Annotated in this window: 17 protein-coding genes; 3 read left to right on the top strand and 14 right to left on the bottom strand. The window is 38.7% G+C overall.

All coding sequences use genetic code 11. From position 1 onward, the window contains the following. Positions 1–239: 239 nt before the first annotated feature. Genes KOE27_RS25940 through KOE27_RS25930 form a run of 3 tightly spaced genes read right to left on the bottom strand, consistent with a single transcriptional unit; the run spans position 240 to position 2063 of the window. Entirely contained in the window at positions 240–875 is a 636-nt protein-coding gene (locus KOE27_RS25940; RefSeq protein ID WP_215241801.1) for a conjugal transfer protein TraD, read from the bottom strand. Positions 876–878: 3 nt separating this feature from the next. Next, a complete protein-coding gene (locus tag KOE27_RS25935; RefSeq protein ID WP_050378360.1) occupies positions 879–1283 on the bottom strand; it encodes a DUF3408 domain-containing protein in 405 nt (134 codons plus the stop codon). Between the two features lie 12 nt (positions 1284–1295). After that, a complete protein-coding gene (locus KOE27_RS25930) occupies positions 1296–2063 on the bottom strand; it encodes a ParA family protein (RefSeq protein WP_215241800.1) in 768 nt (255 codons plus the stop codon). A gap of 698 nt (positions 2064–2761) precedes the next feature. Here KOE27_RS25930 and mobA point away from each other — a divergent pair. The 3 genes from mobA (at position 2762) to mobC (ending at position 6587) form a co-directional block, all read left to right on the top strand. Beyond that, complete coding sequence (gene mobA, locus KOE27_RS25925; RefSeq protein WP_132002274.1) at positions 2762–3193, top strand: conjugal transfer protein MobA; 432 nt, start codon at positions 2762–2764, stop codon at positions 3191–3193. Positions 3194–3195: 2 nt separating this feature from the next. Continuing rightward, positions 3196–4485, top strand: coding sequence for a conjugal transfer protein MobB (mobB, locus tag KOE27_RS25920; protein ID WP_215241799.1), 1290 nt, complete (start codon positions 3196–3198; stop codon positions 4483–4485). Between the two features lie 101 nt (positions 4486–4586). Then, entirely contained in the window at positions 4587–6587 is a 2001-nt protein-coding gene (gene mobC, locus KOE27_RS25915; RefSeq protein WP_456305217.1) for a conjugal transfer protein MobC, read from the top strand. 68 nt (positions 6588–6655) lie between these two features. Here mobC and KOE27_RS25910 read toward each other — a convergent pair whose 3' ends face one another. The 11 genes from KOE27_RS25910 to KOE27_RS25860 all read right to left on the bottom strand — a co-directional run bounded on the left by KOE27_RS25910 (position 6656) and on the right by KOE27_RS25860 (position 21419). Continuing rightward, positions 6656–12070: an N-6 DNA methylase gene (locus KOE27_RS25910; protein ID WP_215241798.1), complete on the bottom strand. Its 5415-nt coding sequence runs from the start codon at positions 12068–12070 to the stop codon at positions 6656–6658. Further along, positions 12057–12494 carry a DUF1896 domain-containing protein gene (locus KOE27_RS25905; RefSeq protein ID WP_215241797.1) on the bottom strand — a complete coding sequence of 146 codons (438 nt, stop codon included), beginning with the start codon at positions 12492–12494 and terminating at the stop codon, positions 12057–12059. Before KOE27_RS25905 ends, KOE27_RS25910 begins: the two co-directional genes overlap by 14 nt. 166 nt (positions 12495–12660) lie before the next feature. Continuing rightward, entirely contained in the window at positions 12661–13515 is an 855-nt protein-coding gene (locus KOE27_RS25900; protein WP_255573965.1) for an ORF6N domain-containing protein, read from the bottom strand. Between the two features lie 26 nt (positions 13516–13541). After that, positions 13542–15626: a type IA DNA topoisomerase gene (locus tag KOE27_RS25895; protein ID WP_072938702.1), complete on the bottom strand. Its 2085-nt coding sequence runs from the start codon at positions 15624–15626 to the stop codon at positions 13542–13544. Between the two features lie 6 nt (positions 15627–15632). Further along, on the bottom strand, positions 15633–16097 hold the full coding sequence (locus KOE27_RS25890; protein WP_072938699.1) for a hypothetical protein: 465 nt from the start codon (positions 16095–16097) through the stop codon (positions 15633–15635). 60 nt (positions 16098–16157) lie between these two features. Beyond that, complete coding sequence (locus KOE27_RS25885) at positions 16158–17639, bottom strand: DUF3945 domain-containing protein (protein WP_215241795.1); 1482 nt, start codon at positions 17637–17639, stop codon at positions 16158–16160. Positions 17640–17722: 83 nt separating this feature from the next. Then, entirely contained in the window at positions 17723–18031 is a 309-nt protein-coding gene (locus KOE27_RS25880) for a helix-turn-helix domain-containing protein (RefSeq protein ID WP_072938693.1), read from the bottom strand. 26 nt (positions 18032–18057) lie between these two features. Further along, entirely contained in the window at positions 18058–18411 is a 354-nt protein-coding gene (locus KOE27_RS25875) for a helix-turn-helix domain-containing protein (RefSeq protein ID WP_072938690.1), read from the bottom strand. A 248-nt stretch (positions 18412–18659) separates the two neighbouring features. Beyond that, positions 18660–19508: an RteC domain-containing protein gene (locus KOE27_RS25870; protein WP_456305216.1), complete on the bottom strand. Its 849-nt coding sequence runs from the start codon at positions 19506–19508 to the stop codon at positions 18660–18662. A 178-nt stretch (positions 19509–19686) separates the two neighbouring features. Beyond that, positions 19687–19926: a hypothetical protein gene (locus KOE27_RS25865; protein ID WP_215241794.1), complete on the bottom strand. Its 240-nt coding sequence runs from the start codon at positions 19924–19926 to the stop codon at positions 19687–19689. A gap of 428 nt (positions 19927–20354) precedes the next feature. Continuing rightward, complete coding sequence (locus KOE27_RS25860) at positions 20355–21419, bottom strand: hypothetical protein (protein ID WP_215241793.1); 1065 nt, start codon at positions 21417–21419, stop codon at positions 20355–20357. Position 21420: the final 1 nt, after the last annotated feature.

Below are 21420 nucleotides of genomic sequence, written 5' to 3'. Positions count from 1 at the left end.
TAGTTTTGAAACAAATTCGGTCAGCTTAACAGAAAACAATTAAAATTTTATGGAATAGTAAATATATACATTTTAACTCTTATTATTTTCTTTTGATTGAGGATAATTCAAGAGCGTTTTTCGGAATTTCGGGAAATAATATAAGTATATATCAAAAGTTTTTTCGGGGATTTATTGAGAAGTTTAAATTATGAAAAGAATCAAAAAAAATTTGCTTCAAAAGCAGGAGAATAACTTTTTCACACAAACTCCCCAATGTCAAAATCACTCAAATCACTTTTCCGCAAAGTGGAAGAACCGGCTTCCGTTTCAGATGAAAGGGTACTATCCAAAAGCTCGGCTATTCTTCGGGAAGCATCTTCCATAGAATTTTCCAATAGGTTGAATAACTCAGTTCCCTGTATTTTTTGAACTATCGCTATCGCTGTTTCCTTTTGGGCTGGTTCCAATTCTTCTTTTTGGAGCAAAACCCCCACGGAGCTTAGTTCTTCAAAGGTAACCCCTTGGGCAAAACCGTTATCACCACCAGATATTCCGTACCTGTTCCATTCTTCTTCTTCTTCCTCCAAATCAGGCACATTTCTGAAAACTTCGTCCAGCTCTTCCTGCGGAATTTGAATACTTACGTTTTCATTTTCGTCGTATTCAATGTCTAAATTAGCAGGGTTTATTTCCTTTTCCTGAATTTGGCGTTCAGTGGCAGTGTTTGGCACTGAAAGGCGTTCTACAGGTTTGGGCTGTCCCATAATATCGGGTAAGTTCGGATTGACTTTTTTCTGCGGAGGTTCTTGTTTCGACCTTTTATGAGTTATAATTTTATCCTGCAATAGTAGGACAATGACTATGAGTAGGCATATCACAATTACTATTTCCATAGCTTATAGAATAGGTTTAAAATGTTCGTTGAAATAATCGGTAATATCTTCACCGTACTCCCTGAAATGATGTTCGAGAATGTTGTCAATGTAAGAGTAGAGCGTTGTTCTTTCTTCCCTTGTCAGTTGAACGATGCGGAGCAATCTTTCGTGGTATTCAGGGCGTATGTAAACGACCTTGCCGTTACGCCCCGATGGAAACCGATTGACCAAAAACGTTTCCTCATAGGCCACTTTTTTTGATGAACTGTTACGGGCTTTTTCCCTTGGCTTGGTTTCCTTTGGTACATCCTGCTTTTTGTTATTGCCCGGTGGAGCTACAAGCTCATCGCCGCTTATGATGTTCATAAGGTATTCCTCATCAACATTGGGCTTTTCAAAATCGTTGTTTTTGTTATTTGAAGCCATACTTTACTGTTTTTATAGATGAGTGATTTTTAAAAATTCCTCGACAAACAAATCCATTTTCGTTGCTTTCATCAACTGTGGTTCAGCAGGTAGCAAACTTGATCGGAATACATAACTGGCTGTGTCGTCTGTTTCCTTTCGGAAACGCTTGCTGTCCATTATCCTTGTTTCCATTATGGGCAGGTTGAGTTCTTTGATGACACTTTGATACGCATCATACAAACCTGTTTTTTCCCTGCCGTCCACTTGGTTCCAGAACAACCACATCTCTTGTTCGGGATTTCCCTCGTCCGTTTGTGGAAGTCCGAGAAAGGCTTTGGTAAAGCCCAATGTACTTTCCACTACCAAACGATCGGCAGTAATGGGCGAAAAGATAAAGTCCATTTTTTTCAAGGTAGTCAGTACGCCTTTGGTATTGGCTGTTCCGGGCAGGTCGAAGAAAACTACATCCGGTTCAACCGCAGATTGGCTTTTATATTCCGATGCTTTATCCAAAGCCGTTTCAGCCTTGCATTTAATAATCGGGTACGCTTTTTTGTTGATGGATTGAAACTGCTTCATTGCTATCTTTTTATGGTAGTCGTTCTGCATTATGGTTCTCTTATCCCGTTCACGCATATTGGTCAGGCTGTGTTGCGGAAAGTCGCAGTCCATCACCAGCACATTAAAACCTAAACGGTAGTGTAGCACACTTGCCAGCAAAGTGGTCATTGTAGATTTTCCCACACCGCCTTTTTGGGTGGAGAAGCTGATTTTTAAAGTTTTCTTTGTTGTTTCCATTATTTAAAAATTTATTGTTACACACTTTATCTGTTTTGCAGGATTGAATATTTGTTTGTCTGATTATAACCTCATTCCTATATTCCTGCATTCTCTTTTGGGTACTTTCCTGTACAGGTATTTGCTTTCATTTTTGCCTTGTCAGGTACATTCTTTGGCAAGTGGAAAAACTTGCAACAGGTAAATTGCTTTACCGCTTTTATGCTTTCACACTTTTATTGTTTTATGCTTTTAAAACCTTATGCTTTTATTCCAAACTACCTGTTTGCAAACCTGATTTTCTTCTTTGTTTAGATACATTTTTTACTACCTGAACTAAAATTATACGGCAAATAAAGCGATTGATTTAACCGCTGATTGAGCTGTGGCGGTGTTTGGCGTTCAAAGGCAGTGTTTGGCACTGCGATACAGTATAAACCTTTCGTAAACATGTATTTACTTTGTAAAATGATTTTTATTAATGGATTTATGCAAAAGTCTTTTGACAAAACGGAAGGTAACGGGAACGGCATCGAGCCGTTTTTCCCTGTTACATTTAATCCGTCCCGCAGGGCGGATTTTTGTGTTCAACGGAACACGGCAAGTTGTGTTTTGAGGCACTCGAAACCGAGTTAGTGCCTCAAAACAACTTGCCCTGCTGGGAGCTAAAAAACACTCTCCGAAGTCGAGGTTTTGTGTGAATTAAAAATGGATTAGTGATGAACAATAATCAAAAACAGAATAAGGGCGGACGGACACCAAAAACCGACCCGAGCATCCACCGCCACGTTTTCCGTCTTACAGACGAAGAAAATGCCAAACTTCTATCGCTTTTTGAAGCATCGGGAATGCCCAATAAAGCAAAATTTATAATTTCCCTGCTGTTCAGTAAGGAAATGAAATCGGTTAAAATTGATAAAGGAACGGTTGATTTTTATATGCGATTGACTTCTTTTCACAGTCAATTCCGCTCCGTAGGTGTTAATTACAACCAGATTGTAAAGTTGTTGTACAAGCATTTTTCTGAAAAAAAAGCCGCTGCGTTCCTTTACAAATTGGAAAAACAGACGGCTGAAATGGCGATGCTATGTCAAAAAATCATTCAGATAAACGAAGAATTTGAAGCAAAACATTTGAAAAAACAGTCTTAGAAATGATAGCAAAAATCGGAAGAAGCGTAAATTTATACGGTGCATTGGCATACAATCAGCTCAAAGTAGAGAATGAAAACGGACAGATTTTGTTTGCCAATAAGATGATTGAAACCGCTAACGGTCATTATTCCGTTGCTCAATTAGCCCAATCTTTTGCTCCTTACCTGATAGCCAACCGCAATACCGAGAAACATACGTTGCATATTTCGCTCAATCCCGACCCGAAAGATAAGGTAAACGATGACAAGTACAGGGAAATGGCGGAAGAATATATGCGGGAAATGGGTTACGGCGAACAGCCTTTTGTGGTATTCAAACACACGGATATTGACCGCAATCATATCCATATTGTATCCGTTTGCGTGGACGAAGAGGGTAAAAAGATTTCGGATAAATTCGAGAAAATGCGGTCTATGAATCTATGCCGTGAACTGGAAAGGAAACACGGATTAATATCCGCAACAGATAAAGAACATAAGCCGAACGACAAAATTTTTCGTCCGGTAGATTATCGGACAGGCGATATGAAAAGTCAGATAGCTTCAGTAGTCCGACACCTGCCCAACTATTATCAATACCAAACGTTGGGAGAATACAACGCTTTGCTTTCGCTGTTCAATATTACCACCGAAAAAGTGGAGGGCGAATTGCAGGAGCAACTACGGCAGGGTTTACTGTACATTCCTTTAAATAAAAAAGGAGAAAGAGCAGGACATCCGTTCAAGGCTTCTCTGTTCGGAAAAAGTGCAGGACTTCCGACTTTGGAATTGCATTTTACGAAATGCAAAGCCGCTTTGAAAGACCACCCTACAAAGCCAACTATTAAAGCGGCCATTACCATTGCCCTGAAATCAACAAGTGATGAGCAGGCTTTTAAAAAACAGTTAGGCGAACAGGGCATCAATGTAGTGGTACGTAGAAATGACACAGAACGTATTTACGGAATAACTTTTATAGACCACAATTCTAAGACCGTTTGGAACGGTTCACGCTTGGGCAAAGAACTTTCTGCCAATACTTTTAATGATTATTGGAACAATAATATCAAACCCGACATTAAAGAGCCTGTTGAACTACAATCGAAAATATCAAGACCAAATGATGCAGATCTTCCTGCGGAAGAACCTCACCATTTGTTCGACTTCCTAAATACTACTGAAAAACACGAAGACGGTTTGATTGAAGCATTAGGCGGTTTATTGCCCGAAACACAGAGCGAAGATTACGAGGAACAGGATTTTGCCAATAGAATGAAGAAGAAAAGAAATCGCAAAAGAGGTCAGAAATAGCATTAAGCCAAACACTGCCACGCACCGCCATTGAGTGCCACATTCTTAAAGTTGCTATTTAGAACCTTTAGATTCACGCCCGAACATTAAAAATTAAAATAATGCAGGGAGAAGATGATTTAAGAGGACTTGCCAAGATTATGGCATTTATGCGGGCAGTAAGTATCCTTTTGGTACTGATGCACCTTTATTGGTTCTGCTACGGTTTCTTTATAGAACGTGGCTGGACTTTAGAAGTAATCAACAAAATATTAGGCAACTTTCAGCGTACCGTTGGACTGTTTTCGGATACCTTATATACCAAACTATTTGCTTTGGTATTATTAGCATTAAGCTGTTTGGGTACAAAGGGGGTTAAAGACGAGAAGATAACCTGGACTAAAATTTATATTGCTTTGGCGATTGGCTTTGTTCTGTTTTTTCTGAACACACCTTTATTAAAGCTATCAATAATTACCGCCACAATCCTTTATATCCTTACCACAGGTTTAGGTTATATCGCTTTAATGGTAGCCGGAGTTTGGATGAGCCGATTGCTCCGCACCAACCTAATGGACGATGTTTTCAATAATGAAAACGAGAGTTTCCAACAGGAAACCAAATTGATGGAAAACGAATATTCTGTCAATCTTCCCACAAAATTTTATTACAAAGGCAAATGGAACAATGGCTGGATTAATATAGTCAATCCTTTTCGGGCAACGATTGTTTTGGGAACTCCAGGTTCAGGAAAATCGTATGCGATTATCAATAATTACATCAAACAACAGATTGAGAAAGGTTTCAGTATGTATATCTACGATTTCAAGTTTGACGACCTTTCTACCATTGCTTATAACCATTTATTAAAGCATCGGGATAAGTATAAAGTACAACCCAAATTTTACGTCATTAACTTTGACGACCCACGCAAGAGCCATCGTTGTAATCCGCTTAATCCTGATTTTATGACGGACATTTCCGATGCTTACGAAGCAGCTTATACCATAATGCTGAACCTCAACAGGTCTTGGATACAGAAACAGGGCGATTTTTTCGTAGAAAGCCCAATTATCCTATTAGCAGCCATTATTTGGTATCTGAAAATCTATGAGGATGGTAAATATTGTACATTCCCACACGCCATTGAATTACTGAATAAAAAGTATTCGGACGTATTTACTATTTTAACATCCTATCCCGATTTGGAAAACTATCTGTCGCCTTTTATGGATGCGTGGCAAAGCGGAGCACAAGACCAATTACAGGGACAGATTGCATCGGCAAAAATTCCTTTGTCAAGAATGATTAGCCCGCAGTTGTATTGGGTAATGACGGGCGATGATTTTTCATTAGACATTAACAACCCAGCAGCACCTAAAATTTTGTGCGTTGGTAACAATCCCGACCGCCAGAATATTTACTCCGCAGCATTGGGATTGTACAATTCAAGAATTGTAAAGCTCATTAACAAAAAGGGGCAATTAAAGAGTTCCGTTATTATAGACGAGTTACCCACCATTTACTTCAGAGGATTGGATAATCTTATCGCAACTGCCCGTAGTAATAAGGTAGCAGTTTGTTTGGGTTTTCAGGATTTCTCCCAATTAACAAGGGATTACGGCGACAAGGAAAGCAAAGTTATTCAAAATACGGTAGGTAATATTTTTAGCGGTCAGGTTGTTGGAGAAACAGCAAAAAGCCTTTCGGAACGTTTTGGAAAAGTATTGCAGAAGCGTCAGAGCTTGACCATTAACCGTAACGATAAATCCACTTCCATATCCACACAATTAGATAGCCTTATTCCGGCTTCCAAAATTTCAACGCTAACGCAAGGTATCTTTGTTGGTGCTGTATCGGATAATTTTGACGAGCGTATTGAGCAGAAGATTTTCCATTCTGAAATTGTAGTGGATAATGAAAAGGTTGCATCCGAAACAAAAGACTATCAGAAGTTACCGCAAATTTTATCCTTTGTAGATGCACAAGGAGAAGACAGGATGAAACAAGAAATTGAAGCAAATTATAAGCAGATAAAACGAGACATTGTTCTGATGATAGAAAGTGAATTGGAGCGAATTAAAAACGACCCCGATCTGCAACATTTGGTACAAAAAGAATAACCAAAAGGTATATAAGTAAGCTTGGCATCATCTGCAAGCTCTTTATTTTAAAATAATTACAGTATAAGTCACAATACTCCTCTGGGTAAATGAATACCTTTTGTCCGTACATAATTCTCCGAATTGTTTGGAGTTTCTTTCTGTTTTTCAGTCTGCTCCACAGCTTCTTCTTTAGGCTCCGGCGTGATAGACAACTGTATCTTCCGTTCAACTGCAGCCAATTCTGTTTTAAGTTCGCTCAATCTACTTTCTTTAGACCACGTACAACCCACCAATTCCTGAAGTACAGGCAAGTCTTTTTGAATTTCGGCAATCTTTTTTTCTTCTTGGTCTATATAGCTGGGCAATTTTTCCAATGCCCTTAAAAAATTCATTGAAGCGGTTTCGGGGTCTTTTGCCATTAAACCGTTATTGAACGTGTATTTGATATTGCCCTCGCCCTGTACCAAAAATCGGTTTGCCCTTATATCCACACCCTCTTTTTCGGATATTTCGGTTTTGACCAACAGCGTAAATCCGTACAACGTGCCAATTTCTTCATACTGACCTCCAGTGCGGGCTTTGTCCACAAGCTGGCTGAGCTTTGCACCGATTTGTTTTATATCCGCATTGGGCGATAAGCCGTCCAGTAAAACAGGGTTTGTAATAGTACCGTCCGAACGCTTTTGTATGCGCCCTTGTAAATTTTCCCAATCAAGACTCATTCGGTTAAAACGAGATTGCGAACTTTCCAGTAATCCCGTAAAATCTTGCAACTTGTATTTGGCACTGAACTTAGAACGGTTGAACGCCTGTTTCTCGCTTTCCAGTCCTCCAATCTGTTTTTCTAACTTGGCTTTATCCAACAAATCGGTATTTCCCGACAGGATAGCCACATATTCCGAAAAATTCATTCCTGATTTTTCATCCATACTGCCTTCATCAATCGTTCGTTTGCCGAGATTGTTGTTTTTTAACTGGTCTATAAAAAGTTGCTTATTGTATAGCAGGTTAAACTTGTAGCTATCTAATGATTTTTCTACGGCATAGATAATTACATCTACTTTGTTGTCTGCAAAATGTTTCGCAATTTCATTGCCTTTTCGGACAGCCCTGCCGTCCCTTTGAGCAAGGTCGCTTGGTCGCCACGGCGTATCAAGATGATGAATGGCAACGGCTCTTTTCTGAGCGTTCACACCTGTGCCTAGCATACTCGTTGAACCAAACAGCACACGAATTTTACCCTCGTTCATCCCCTTTATAAGTTCCTTGCGTTGTTTGTCACTTTTGGCTTCCTGTATAAACCGGACCTCGTTTGCGGGTATGCCGTGGTCTTCCACGAGCTTGCGTTTGATTTCGGAGTACACATTCCATTGGTTCGGCTTGTATGTTCCCAAATCAGAGAAAACGAACTGCGTTCCTTTTTGTGCATTGTATTGGTTGAAATACTTGGCGATGTTTGCCGCACAATGCGAAGCCTTATTATCGGGGTGGTCTTCGTATATACCGCTTACCATACGCATATCAAGCGACATCTTACGGGCATAGTCCGTAGCGATGAGCATCTTTGCTTTTTCTTCATTTTGTGATAAAGGTTCTCTTCCTAATAAGGTAGCATCACCCGTTTTGGCAAACAGCATTAGATTTTGGATAAATGCTGACTGGTCAGGCGTAGGCGGTATGTTATAAAGTACCTCGTTCTTATTCGGGCGGTCAATGCCTATATCCTTTGCCGTTCGGTAATCCGTGATTTCCGAGTAAAACTGTGCAAGTTCCGGCATTTTGATGAAGTATCGAAAACGCTCTTTGGCTACGATATTGTTAGCAACTGAAAACTCATAATCGGTCGTTTTCCTTGAATAGATTGCTGCCCACGCATCAAAAGAATGAATGCCCTGTTTTTCCATTGCTCTTGGTCGCAGGTATTTGAACAGCAAGTACAGTTCCGTTAATGAGTTGCTAATAGTAGTTCCCGATAGAAAGGTTGCTCCCATATCCGCATTTGTACGTTCCTGAATGGTACGGATGGCAAAAAGCAGGTTCATTGCCTTTTGGCTTCCATCCACATTGCCCAATCCGGCAACCCTTGTATGCCTTGTGTTGAACATTAGGTTTTTGAATTGGTGGCTTTCGTCCACAAACAAATGGTCAATGCCCATCATCTTAAAATCCACCACATCATCTTTGCGGTTTTCAATATCGTGTTGCAGGGTTTTGAGTTTGACTTCGAGGTTTTCTTTCCGCTTGATTACTCCGGCAAGCATACCTCTGGTAACTTCCTTGCCTTGCGATTGCAGCGCATCAAGGTTTCGCCCAACGCTATCCAATTCAATTTCGAGAATTTCTTTTTGTATTTCGGGCGACTGCGGTATCATACCGAATTGGTCGTGTGTCAGAACAACACAATCCCAATCGTTGTTTTTAATATCCCCAAAAATCCGCAACCGTTTTTGTGGTGTAAAATCTTCTTTGCCTGGAAACAGAATTTTAGCGTGTGGATAGGCAGTACGGTAGGCTTCGGCAATTTCGTGAACATTGCTTTTCAGTCCTATAACCATTGGCTTGTGGGCTAATCCCAAACGTTTCATTTCCTGTGCTGCGGTACACATTACCAACGTCTTTCCTGCACCTACTTCGTGGTCGCAGATAGCACCGTTATTCAGCTTTATCATCCAAACGGTATCCTTTTGGCTTGAATACAGGTCTTCAATACCCAATGCCTTACGGTCTAATCCCGGAAAATCCTGATGTGTTCCGTCATAGTTCGGTCGAACAAAACAGTTAAACGTATCGTTGTATTGGTCGGTCAGCCTGTTTTTAAACTCATCGCTTTGGGCGTGAAGCCAATCGGTAAAAGCGGTACGGATTTCATCAATCTTTGTGTTCGCCATTTGTATAGCTTCCATATCCCGCACCTTGACCTCTTGGTCGCCAATCCTAATTTTTTTGGTAATGTCTGGTGTGGTATTGACAAGAGCGTGTTTGATCAGGGCAATTCCGTCAAACGTTCTGCTCTCTGCTTTGACAGCGTATTTTTCCCATATATGTAAATTCCCCTGATGACACTTTACGGAAAAGTCATCGGAGCTTTCTGAATAATGAATAGCTACTTCTGCATCAAAAAGATGTGAAGCAAAACGGGCATAAATGCCTGTGGGTATCCAGCGTTCGCCCAAATTAAAATCCAGTTCCTCAAATTCGATACGTCTTGGTCTGGCTTCTTCTAAAACCGTAAGGCTTGCTTTGGCTTCGCTATCTTCGGGATTATTTTGGAGGTAGGCTTTGACCTCCTGGGCTTTTTCCACTACGTTACCTGCAATCCAGCGTTCGGATATTTCATATTCCTTTTGTAAAGGATTGTAGAAAATACGACCGTGTAAGGCTTCTTTCAAAGTATCATCTGTCATACCGCTGATTTCGGACATATAGTCCAAATCCACGCTTCCGTATTTGTTCAGTGAAGCTACTAATGCTTCTTCGGGATTGTCTGTTGCTATTGTTACCGTAGAAAAACTTACAGGACGGCTGAATATATCCGCTTTGTGTACTACGCCACCAACAACACGCTCCAAATAAGGGATTTCCTTGCCGGAACTGTCTGTTTTAATCAATTTGGCATTATCGGCACTATTGAGATTACCGTATCTTTTGACAAAAACATCGTATAAACGGTTAAAGTTTTCTCTTTCTTCCTTGTATTCGGTCTTAAACTTCGCCTCTTTATTATAAAGCTCTTGGTAAACATCACGCACTCCGATATACGCTTCTGCTCTTGCTTTTTGCAGAAGTGGTAATTGCAAAGGGTTGAAAACAGCCGTACCGTCTGAAGTATCTACATCTTGCAGATGACCTACCCAACCATTATCCACCACAAGACAATCGTTACGGTAGAACGGTTGCAGTTCGCCACTATAAGGAGCAGGTTCGGGAATGGTGTCGGGAATGACTGGCTTAACAGCTTGGCCGATCCCGTTGATACCTGAAAACAGGTCGCCGATAGCTTCCTGTTTTTTTTCATTGTTTAATGTGCTTTCGTTAGTAATTCTATTTGTAACTGGAGATGTATAAGTTTGTTGCATCACATTGAACAGGTCGATTTGGCGACCTATTGCACGGCTACTTTTTTTAGTACTTTGTCTTTTGGATTGTGTCGTTGTTTTGGGTGGAGCAAGAACCATTAAAGGTTCGCCCGCATTTTCAAACAGGTCAAAAATGCTTAATTGTTTTAATTCCTGCGGGCTTTCCCGATTGATTGATAAAGGTTGTATTTCCGGCTGAATGGTTACAGGCTCGACAATTGGAGGTGTTACTTTTGGAGTAGCGGTAATTTGTATTATAGGCTCATCGTTCCGTTCGCCTTTGTATAGCTTCAAATTCAGATGCATGCCAAAATCTTCGGAAAGCATTTGTTTGAGGTCTTTAGCAATTCCAGCAACGCCGTCTTTGTGTGTATAAATTAGTGCAGGTTGTCCATAAGGGTCTGTATCTAATTTACGGTTGGTATGCACAATCCTTGTGCTGTCCTGAAAGAGTGCATTGCTTGGAGTATCGTATTCCGTTCGGTTGCTTTGGCAAAACAGATCTTCCCTTTCGGTCAGACTTTGTTTTGCTGTGTTCTTTTGCAGTATAATCAAATCACTGCCAACCTCCGTACCTGCATATTCTGTAAACAGGTTGTTGGGCAATCGGATAACCGAAACCAAATTGTTATCCTGCATCAAAGCCCTGCGTATCGGTTCATTCTTTGGGCTATTGAGAATACCCTGTGAAGTAATGTAAGTCAGTAAACCTCCCTCACGGAGCATATCAGCACCTTTCAGAAAGAAGTAATTATGTATGCTTCGGGATGCCTGTACTTTTGCCGTGTCTTTACTTCGGGAATAGGAAAGGTCAAATATCGAAGTGTCGCCAAAAGGAATATTGCTGGCAATTACATCATAGCTGTTTTGTTCCTTTTCGGGTATTTCCTCAAAACCACTTACACGGATATTGCTTTCGGGATAAAGCTGTTTTAAAATCTTGCCTGTGAGCAAATCCTTTTCATAGGCTGTAACACTGGCTTTTTGATTTTCTGAAAAGGATTGTATGAATGAGCCGATACCTGCGGAGGGTTCGAGGAATTTTTGAATATTCAGACCGCTTTCACGCAATGTTTCGGAAATCGAATCTATAATCTGGGGCGGTGTATAAAAAGCCGTCAGTACAGAGCTTTTCATACTATCCACATACCTGCGGTATTGCTTTTCGTCTTCGGAATTTTCGTTGAGTAGCTGGTGGAGTTCCTGCGTTAGTGGAAAAAGATCGTGTTCTGTTTTTCTCCAATTATTGATGTCTATTTCGTTCGCTATGGGGTTCAGCACGAATTTAAGACCGCCAAATCCGCTGTATTGCATCATTAGCAGTCTTTCGCCTACGGTGGCTTGGCGTTTCTCCTTTTCCAGTTTAAAAGCAATTCGCAGGGCATCAATGTTCTGTTGGAGATGTTGCTTTTTACTGAAGCCCATTTTCCGTTATCCATATTGCGATGGTTCCGGTTATTTCGGTATAGAGTAGGTCAAACTCATAACCGTATGCGAAATCATCGGTTAGTTCATAGTTGGAAAAAACGACCTCACATACAGGGGACATTTTCAGGGCAAATGGGCGTAATTCCTCATCTGCCATTATGGTATCAAACTCATTACAGACCACCTGAAAAACGGTATCGAATTTAGAGAAATATAAGCCCTCAAAAAGTATGTAATTGGCTATTTCGTTGCATTGCTCAATAGTATTTCCTGAACGGAAAGCACCCTCATAGGCATTGGCAGTCCACAAGGAACGTTCCTCAATAAATTTCTGGTCGTTTGCTATTTCGGGAAAGCTGGTGTTTAATAATTCTTGCAGTCGTAACCTGAAATACGATAGGTCTTTTTGCTGTGTATCCATACTATAATTTTGTTTAGAATTTTTCTTGAAGCCTAAAATTAAAGCAGTAGATAAGAGCCTTTAAAATGTGGCAGGGTTTGGCTTTGAGAGGCGGGCTTTGGCGTATAAATGCTGTTTACGATAAGAAATGAAAAGCAAAAACCCTCCAAATTATCAGAGGGTTTATTTATTGGTTATTTAATATTTGTAGCATCCTGCCAACCTCAATATCCATTCTTGAAAAGGCAAACCATTTTTTGCCCAGATCTTTCAGTGATGCTCCGATATGGTAAAGATCTGTATCGTCAATAATTAAAAAGCGGTCGTGAGCATCGGAAAAAAACTCAATTTCAATCGGGGGATATTGGCTGTTGTACCGTTGCACATCCAGCCGTAACTGATTGCTGATGTTTTTGGTATAGATAGTTGCAGTTACATTATTATTCCGTTTGCCCAATAAGGTCAGTACCGTGTCATCGACATAATTATCCAACAGGATAATGGAGCTTTTAGCACTCCGGATAATATCCGATACAAAGGTATAGGCATCAAAAATTTGCCCGTTGTAGAAAATACCTTTTTCGCTGTGGAGCTTGTCGCTTCCCATCGCCTTAAAAATGGCTTCAAATTTTTGGTCAGTGTCTAATTGCTTTAGCTCAATTTTGTCCAAACGATGAAACAAAGAAGCGTTGCTGATAATCGTTCTACGCATTTCTACAAATGCTTCCATAATTTCAACACTGACTTTAACGGCAATATCTGAACGCAATATGGCAGAAGCCATTGCAACCCCTTGTTCTGTAAAAACATAAGGCAAATAACGTCTTCCTCCGTAGCTCAAACTTGAGGTTCCAATTTGGAACCTCAAGTTTTCAACTTCCTCTTCGGTCAGTTGAAAACAAAAAGAAGCAGGAAACCTTTCAATATTTCTTTTTACGGCTTTGTTGAGGTTCTTTGTTTCCACCTCGTATAAGGAAGCGAGGTCGCTATCCAGCATCACTTGCTTTCCACGTATGGAGTAAATCAGATTTCTGATTTCCATTGTGCTAATGGTAGGCTTATTTTCCATTACTTTTTGTAGCTTTTATTTTTGGCAAACTCAAAGGAACTTTCTGCTTTGTCATTTAAGACGATGTAGGCGTCGAACTTCTTTCCTGCCTTGCTTTTCATCCCTTTGATGAGTGAAGTTTTCCTTTTATTGACAAGACTTTCAATATCGGCTATACCGATTTGTACGCCACATACATTACGGAACTGCACCCAATTACAAGTCTCATCGGGACATTTGACAATTTTATCACGGATAATAAGTTGTTGGCTTTTGCATTTCGGACAAACCAATTTAGGTAGGTTATTTTGGGCAATGGAAGTTTGCAACAATTCATTGGTAATAGATGAAGCGTAAGTTTCCATTTCCTTTAGAAATACCCCTGCATCTGCTTCGTTGTTTTCGATTTTATGGAATGCCAATTCCCATTCGGCAGTCATTACCACGTCTGCGATTTTTCTATCTTTGACCAATTCATATACCTGCAATCCTTTTTCGGTTGGGATTAAAGACTTCTTTTCCCTTTGGATATAATTGCGTGTAAACAATGTTTCGATAATTGATGCCCTTGTAGCTGGAGTACCAATGCCTATATTTTGCAGGGCTTTCCGTTCCTCTTCATTTTCGATTTTCTTTCCAGCACTTTCCATAGCTGACAATAGCCCTGCTTCGGTATAAAGAACAGGTGGTTTGGTTTTCTTTTCCAAAACGGTGACTTCCTTGATTTTGAGTTCGTCGCCTTTTTTCAGTTCGGGCAAATCCTGTACATATTCGGTGTCATCATCAGAAAAACTACCTTTAATGGAACGCCAGCCCGCTTCTGTAATCTTACAGCCTTTTGCTGTAAAATCGTAATGCAATACCTGTAAACTGACATCGGTTATCTCCTTGATACAGGCTTGTGAAAGAGCTTCGAGCAACTGAAAGGCAATCATATCGTAAACGGCATTTTCCTTTGCGTTCAGTGCTGACGGGATTTTATCTGTAATCAATAATCCGTGATGGTCGGTAACACGCAAGTCGTTCACGATGCGTTTATTGAAACGTCCCCATTTCATTTTTGATACGGCTTGCTTGTAGGTTTCTTTGTCCTGCAAAGCCCTCACTAGGTTGGGAATTTCAGTCCATACATCTTCGGGAATATATTTGCTTCCGGTACGTGGGTAAGTGATAAACTTTTTTTCGTACAAACTTTGGGCAATGTTCAGCGTTTCTTCAGCAGAAAGGTTCAGTTTTTTGTTGGCTTCTTTTTGCAAGCCAGTAAGGTCGAACAATAAAGGCGGTTGTTCCGTAACGCTTTTGGTTTCTAACGATGTAATTGTTGCTGTTCCACTTCGCTGAATGGCTTTCAGCGCATCATCGGCAAGTTTTTGGTCTTCCCATTTGGTTTTGGAAATGCTTTTAAAATCTATCAACTCTTTGTTATGCGATAACTGTATCTGCCAATATTGCTGTACCGAGAAATTTTTATTTTCCAAATAGCGTTTGCATATCAAAGCCAATGTAGGCGTTTGCACTCTTCCGAGCGAATAGATACCATTGCCTGCGATAATACTCAATGCCTGTGAAGCATTGATACCCACAAGCCAATCGGCACGGCTTCTGCCTTGTGCCGACTGATACAATCCGTCAAATTCTTTTCCATCTTTAAGAGTATCAAAACCCTGTTTAATGGCTTTTTCGGTAAGAGAGCTTATCCAAAGCCGTTCAAAGGGCTTGTTACATTTCAGGTATTCATAAATGTACCGAAAGATGAGTTCGCCCTCACGACCTGCATCGGTTGCTACGATAATGCTATCGCTTTTATTAAAAAGTTGTTCGATAACTTTCAGTTGTTTTAATGCTCTTGTATCAGCGGTATAGTCTTTGTCTTTTTTAACTTTACGAACGGTTAGTAAGAATGGATTGGGGAGTATCGGAAGTGAGGCTTTCTGAAAACCTGATATTCCGTAATCTTCGGGCATTCCCAATCCTACTAAATGTCCAAATGCCCACGTAACAAAATAGCCGTTACCTGTTAGGTAGCCGTCCTTTTTCTCGGATGCGCCTAACAAGCCGGCTATTTCCCTTGCTACGCTTGGTTTTTCTGCAATGATTGTTTTCATACTTGATTATCTTTTTACGCCTTTGGACTTAGCAGGTGTCTTTAGCTGTTCCGGTTTCCTTTGAATGTCGAAATTTTCGTTTCCTGCTTTCAATCGTCCTGATAAGTGATCGATTTGCAATTCATATTTCTGTACCAATGATTTGTCTTCTTTAGATGAATTATTGACACCTGACTGAATTTTATCCGACAACTCCACTGCTTGGGATTGTGGCACAATAAAAAATCTGAATTGGATTGGATTTTGCATCGACGAAAAGAATTCGATCAGAAATTCCATAAGGAAACTACCATTTTTATCGAACAGCTTAAATTGTTCTTGATTTTTCAGGTTTACTTCTGCTGTTTCAAATTCATCATATTTCCCAACGCCCTTCATACCATAGATCTTATTGTCCCCTTTATTCATTATCAAGAGGATATCAGTCCTTTTTTCCTGCGAATATTGTTCGCTAATTGATTGTTTATTCATAACAAATATTTTTTTGTTTAATCCTTATAGTACTTGGCTTTTCGCACGATTTTTTTCTTGTTACATTTTTCTGCGTTTGGACTTTGCAGGTGCTTCGGGTTTTTCCTGTTCTTCCTGTTGCTGTTTGCTATCAGGATTTTTTTGTCCTGATTTTAATGGCTCTTTGATGTTTTTGGTTGCCTCATTGGTTTTGCCTTCTGAATTGACGGCAGTTTGTGTTTTATGGGCTTCAGTAGGTTTTATCCTTTCCTTGTATTGATTGGGAAATTCAAAATTGGTTTTCCCATTTTCTTTATTGAAAGTGATATAGCCTTGATAAGGTTGTCCTTTTTTATCTGTCAAGCCGTCAATGTAAATGGTTTGACCGTTTTTGAAATCCTTATTTTGCTCATCGGTCAGTTCTTTACCACGGAATGTTTTTGGAGCTTCCTGTGGTTGATTTTGCTGATTGCTTTGCTGATTGCTTTGTTGATTGTTCTGTCCGTTGCTTTGCGTTTGCTTATTAGAATTACTTCTATCAAAAAGAAACTCAACATAACGCTTGTCCGCATTGAACTGTACTGTTGCCGAAAACTCAGTTCCTTTCGTAGAAATCATGCCTTCTAACTTTAGCGGTTTACCCTCTATTAAAGTTTGCTTTTGGGTATCGTCCAATTTCACGCCTTTAATTTCATCGGGGACTTTTATGAAATCCGTTCGTAATGCAACCAGCTCATTGGTAAGCCTGTCCACACTGATAATAGAGGGCATCAGTTCGCCTGTTTTGGAATTTTTTAAATCAACCACACGACCCATATTACCTGTTTCGAGTAGGTTTTTCTTGTCCTCATTCGTAAACTTGTATCCGAAAAACTCAAAGTTGAGGTTCGGTTCTTTACGAATGCCGTTCAATGCAGGAACTACTCTTCCGTCTTCGGTTACCTGTAAAGACAAGCGTACATCTGTGCGGAGAATGGCTGTGCCAAAATTAACGCTCACAGGTATAAGCTCATTGGTTTTGTAGCCTTTCAATAAAGGTTCAAGAAGGTTTCTTTTTTCAAGGTATTCTTTACTTAATCCGAGATTGTTCATTGTGTCCCAATCAATCTGTTCCGGCTTGTAGCGGTATTCGCTTGTTTCCGGCGTTGTTTGTGCTGTTTCCATATTATTTTGATTTACTTGTTTTTTATCTAGTTGATTTTCGGTTTTCACTTCGTGCTCTTTCATCACTTTTTCACCTTCGGGTGTTGGGTTATCTACCTGCTTTTGCATTTCCTGTGCTTTATTTAAAGCTTCATCAGCCGATACTTTAAAAAATGACAAATTGGTTGGGTTCTTCAGTTGGCTAAAAAAATTGGAGAAGAAATTGGAGAAGAAATCACCACTTTTGTCCACACGCATAAATTGGTTTTGGTTCTTTTTCGTTGGTTCAACGGTTTCCATTTTCCCGTTTTCGTCCATACTCTTTACGGCTTGGATTTTCATTTTTTCTTTATCCAGCACCAATAATATGTCCGATAGTTGTTCGGGCATTTCCTGTTTATTTGTTGTTTCTTTACTCATAATCCGAAAATTTTAAGTTCTATGCCGAATATAAAGGAAGCGTTCATTGCATTACCTAAAGTGGCAGTCAAAGGCAGTATTTGTCACTTATTGGCGTTCAGTTTAGTTATGGGAGGATTAAAACTCTCCCTGATAAACTGATGCACATCAGACAGTTTGTAATACAATTTTCCGCTAATGGTATAATAAGGCAGCTTGCCGATGGAGCGATACCGTTGCAGGGAACGGTTACTGATTTTTAGCATTTGGAGCAAATCCTGATTATCCAATAATTCCTCACCGTCTATACTGTTACGTTTTTTTTGTAATTCGTCTATAGTGTCGCCCAGCATATCAAGGCGACCCATCAGGCGTTCCATCCACGCCAAAAATTCCATTCTATCTATATTCATAGGGATATACTTTTAAGGGTTAATACCTATTTTTTATCTGTCTTTAGCTTTCTGCCTTTTTCGATATAGCTTTTGCCTTTTGCCATAAGTTCCTGCACAAATTCATCACTGCTCTGTATGGCATTGGCGTTGAGCATATCCTTAATAGTTCCAATGGTATAGAAGTATTGACCATAGATTTTTGAATAAGCTATCTCGCCTTTGGTACGCATACGCCAGAGGGTTTTTTCGCTGACATGCAGGTATTGGCATACTTCGTGGTTATTGAGCCACAGGTCATCATAGCTTTTATCTTCCTGTCTTTTCAGATAGTCGGCAATGGCATTGATACGGCTGTTGAGCTGTTGCCAGGCTTCTTCCTCAATAGTTATTATTTTCATTGCACAGCATTTAAAGTTCACTATGCAAAATTGTGAAAGGTGGTAGTGTTTGTCTGCCAATCCCTGCCAATTGGTTTGGCGGTTTTTTAAAAATTTTTATAAATAGAAAAAAACCTTGTTTAATAAGGGTTTTGAGGCATTTTGCATATTTTCTAATGGAGTTTTGCCAACATTTGCCAATTGGCAGATATGGGCAAAGAAAAAGCAGTACATTTTGTGTACTGCTTTGAAATTACTGTATTGAACCGCTAAAGCTCTTTATCCATATATTCTTCGAGGGATATTTTGAGCTGGTCTAAAAATGCAGTTCGGGAACCTACCCGTGTTTTCATTCGGTGGAAAGAGTGATGCAGATCTCCAAGAGGAACTCGGAAAAGTATCTGAAACATTAAGCTTATTTTTCGGATACCAATTTTGCCGTGAGAAATAGCTCCTGAAGCATAAAGAGCATACACCAATTCGATAAGTGCATTTTTGCTATCTGTCCAAAAAACATCTTTTGTTGATTCAGAATTTTGTAAAATCACATCAGGATTTTCGTCGGGATTAATTTTTGTTAGCAAGTAATTATACAATAACTCATTTGCTATAATTCGAGCAATTTTATAGTCATAAAAAGTAGAGAACTGAGAATCTATTTCAAATACGAAACTATTAAGTCCATCGTGATAATTGATGTTGCCAAGTCGGAAGTAAACTTCATCGTTATCAGTCCTTCCTGAGCGGTAATATCTATAAAAATCTGAATTACAAATGTGCTCATCGTATTCTTTTTTCAATTCCTGTAAACGGCTTGTAAAATAGCTGTGATATATTTTACCATTATTAACAGGGCAACCAGTTTCTATGCGGTATACCTTATTGTAATAAATTAGCTTTCCAAGGATTTTCGGCTTAATGGTATGGAAAAAATATATCTCTTCTTCATCATTTTTAAATCCCTCTTCAATAACGTATTTCTTGACCGTAAATAACAAGTCTTGGAGGTACAAGGTCATTTCGTAAGCTTCATCAATCAATCTCTTATTTTGCGATAAAATCTTATCCTCCTTGTTATGAATCTCTAAAATGATGTTTTGTAACGAGTACTTCATCATAACTATATTTTTTATGAGGATTACCGTCCTTTATAGCGAATTCCCCTAATTAGTTTACAAACATTAATAAGATAAAAGAAAGTATTTCCTAAGCGTAATTAGCTACAGTATTTCTTGTTTATTTCATCTTTCTATTATTTTATTGTAGTAATAATGACACTTTTATAAGTTATGATTATTAATTAACGTAATATTGTCGCTTTAATTGTGGAAATAAAAAAATAGGCAACATATCCACTTCAAGAGTCGAGATATTTGGTTGGACTACTAATTCGTGATAGATAGATTGAAACTTTTCTATGGTTTCAGAAAAAGCAATCAAGTCTTCGTTTGGTATAATCCCTAAAGACTTGTTCTTAAATTCTTGTATGGTTTGGCTTGTTGCCAAGTTTTTTTCTAATAAATCTACAGACATCATAGCCACTTTAAGTGGAAGAGAGGATATTGGTCGAAGGAATAGGTATAGTTTAAGCGAATTTTTTCAAAATCCGAAATCTACTTTTTATAACTTTCCATATTATAGTTCATTGCAAAAACCAAAAAAACAATATAAAAGCTTTGTAATGAACTATAATACTCAATTATGTAACACACACAGCTTGGGGGAAAAAATTACTGGCGCAAGTTGCGAAGCGTACGTGTTTTTGATAAAAACTGTGCCAGTAATTTTTTTTGGAGCGTTGGCAAAGGGGTGACTACTGAAATGTAAAACGTCTTTTTTACCACCGAACGAAAAAGAATGTTCTTGTTATTGGAAACGTAATTAGCGAAATGAAGCAAACAAAGACTTGAGTTTAGGAATACTTGGACTAAATGAAAGTTTTGTGCAGCTGAATGAGATAATGATTAGATAATTCCTCTTATTTGTAAATGATATTTTAAGGATGAAGTTTTTTCGTAATCATCATCAAAAGGCATTTGATTTTCTTGTTCTTCCTGAGAAAGTGTATTGTATTTATTTAATTTTTCGTAATAATGCTTTTCAAGTAGTTCTTGTAAATCAATGCAGTTTTGTAAAATGTTTGTTTTGAAGTAAACAGTATGGTCTTTATGTAAAACACAATTGCCTGTTTGTAAACTTTCCTCAGTCACGATATTAGCACATAATAATATCAATTCGTAATATAAATGTTCATACTTTACTAACCATTTTAATAAATCTATTTCGTTATCAAGACCAACATATTTAAATTCATCAATCGCTATTTTAGCTTCATTTTCAATCATTAAGAATTTATAAACTTCATTGATATGATAATAAAGCTCGTAAAACGAATAATGATATTTGTAATAATTATTTATCCAATTCATAGAATTGTATAATTCTTCATAGCTTTTAATCCAAGTAATTATTTGTTCTTTTGAAATTTCACAGTCATTAAGTTGCTTTATTTCATTCAGAGCAGTGATTGATTTATTTTTTAAATAGTTATATGTAGATGAAGGTGTAAAATTTACTTTTTCATCATTATAAACCGTAATATCAAGTTTTCTTTTATTTTCATTGATAACATTCTCATTAGTGCAAAAAACCGAACAAGTGTATATGTCCTTTACTGTGCTATCTTCATTTTGTTCAATAATGAAATTAATGTAACGCCCTGATTTATTGCCAACAAAGGCAATCCCTTTTTTATTTTTATTTGTACATTTATCGGAAATACATTTACCCTCATAAGGAATAAGTTTATTGTCCTCTTTTTGGAAATCTGCGAAAACTTCTTTCAGTTTTTGAAGAAAAATTATTTTCGTAGTATCTTGATAACTGACATTGTCTTCCAAAATTAATTCAATTGCTTTACAATCCATTTCTGAAATAGCATTAATAAGACCCGATATACCTCTTTTTACAATGGTAACATCTCCTAGTTCTGCAAGTTGTTGTATTAATTTTAGTTGTTCTGGTGTCATT

This window comes from Dyadobacter sp. CECT 9275, from assembly GCF_907164905.1.
GTDB classification, from domain to species: Bacteria; Bacteroidota; Bacteroidia; order Cytophagales; family Spirosomataceae; genus Dyadobacter; species Dyadobacter helix.
This window is presented reverse-complemented; position numbering and strand designations above follow the sequence as displayed.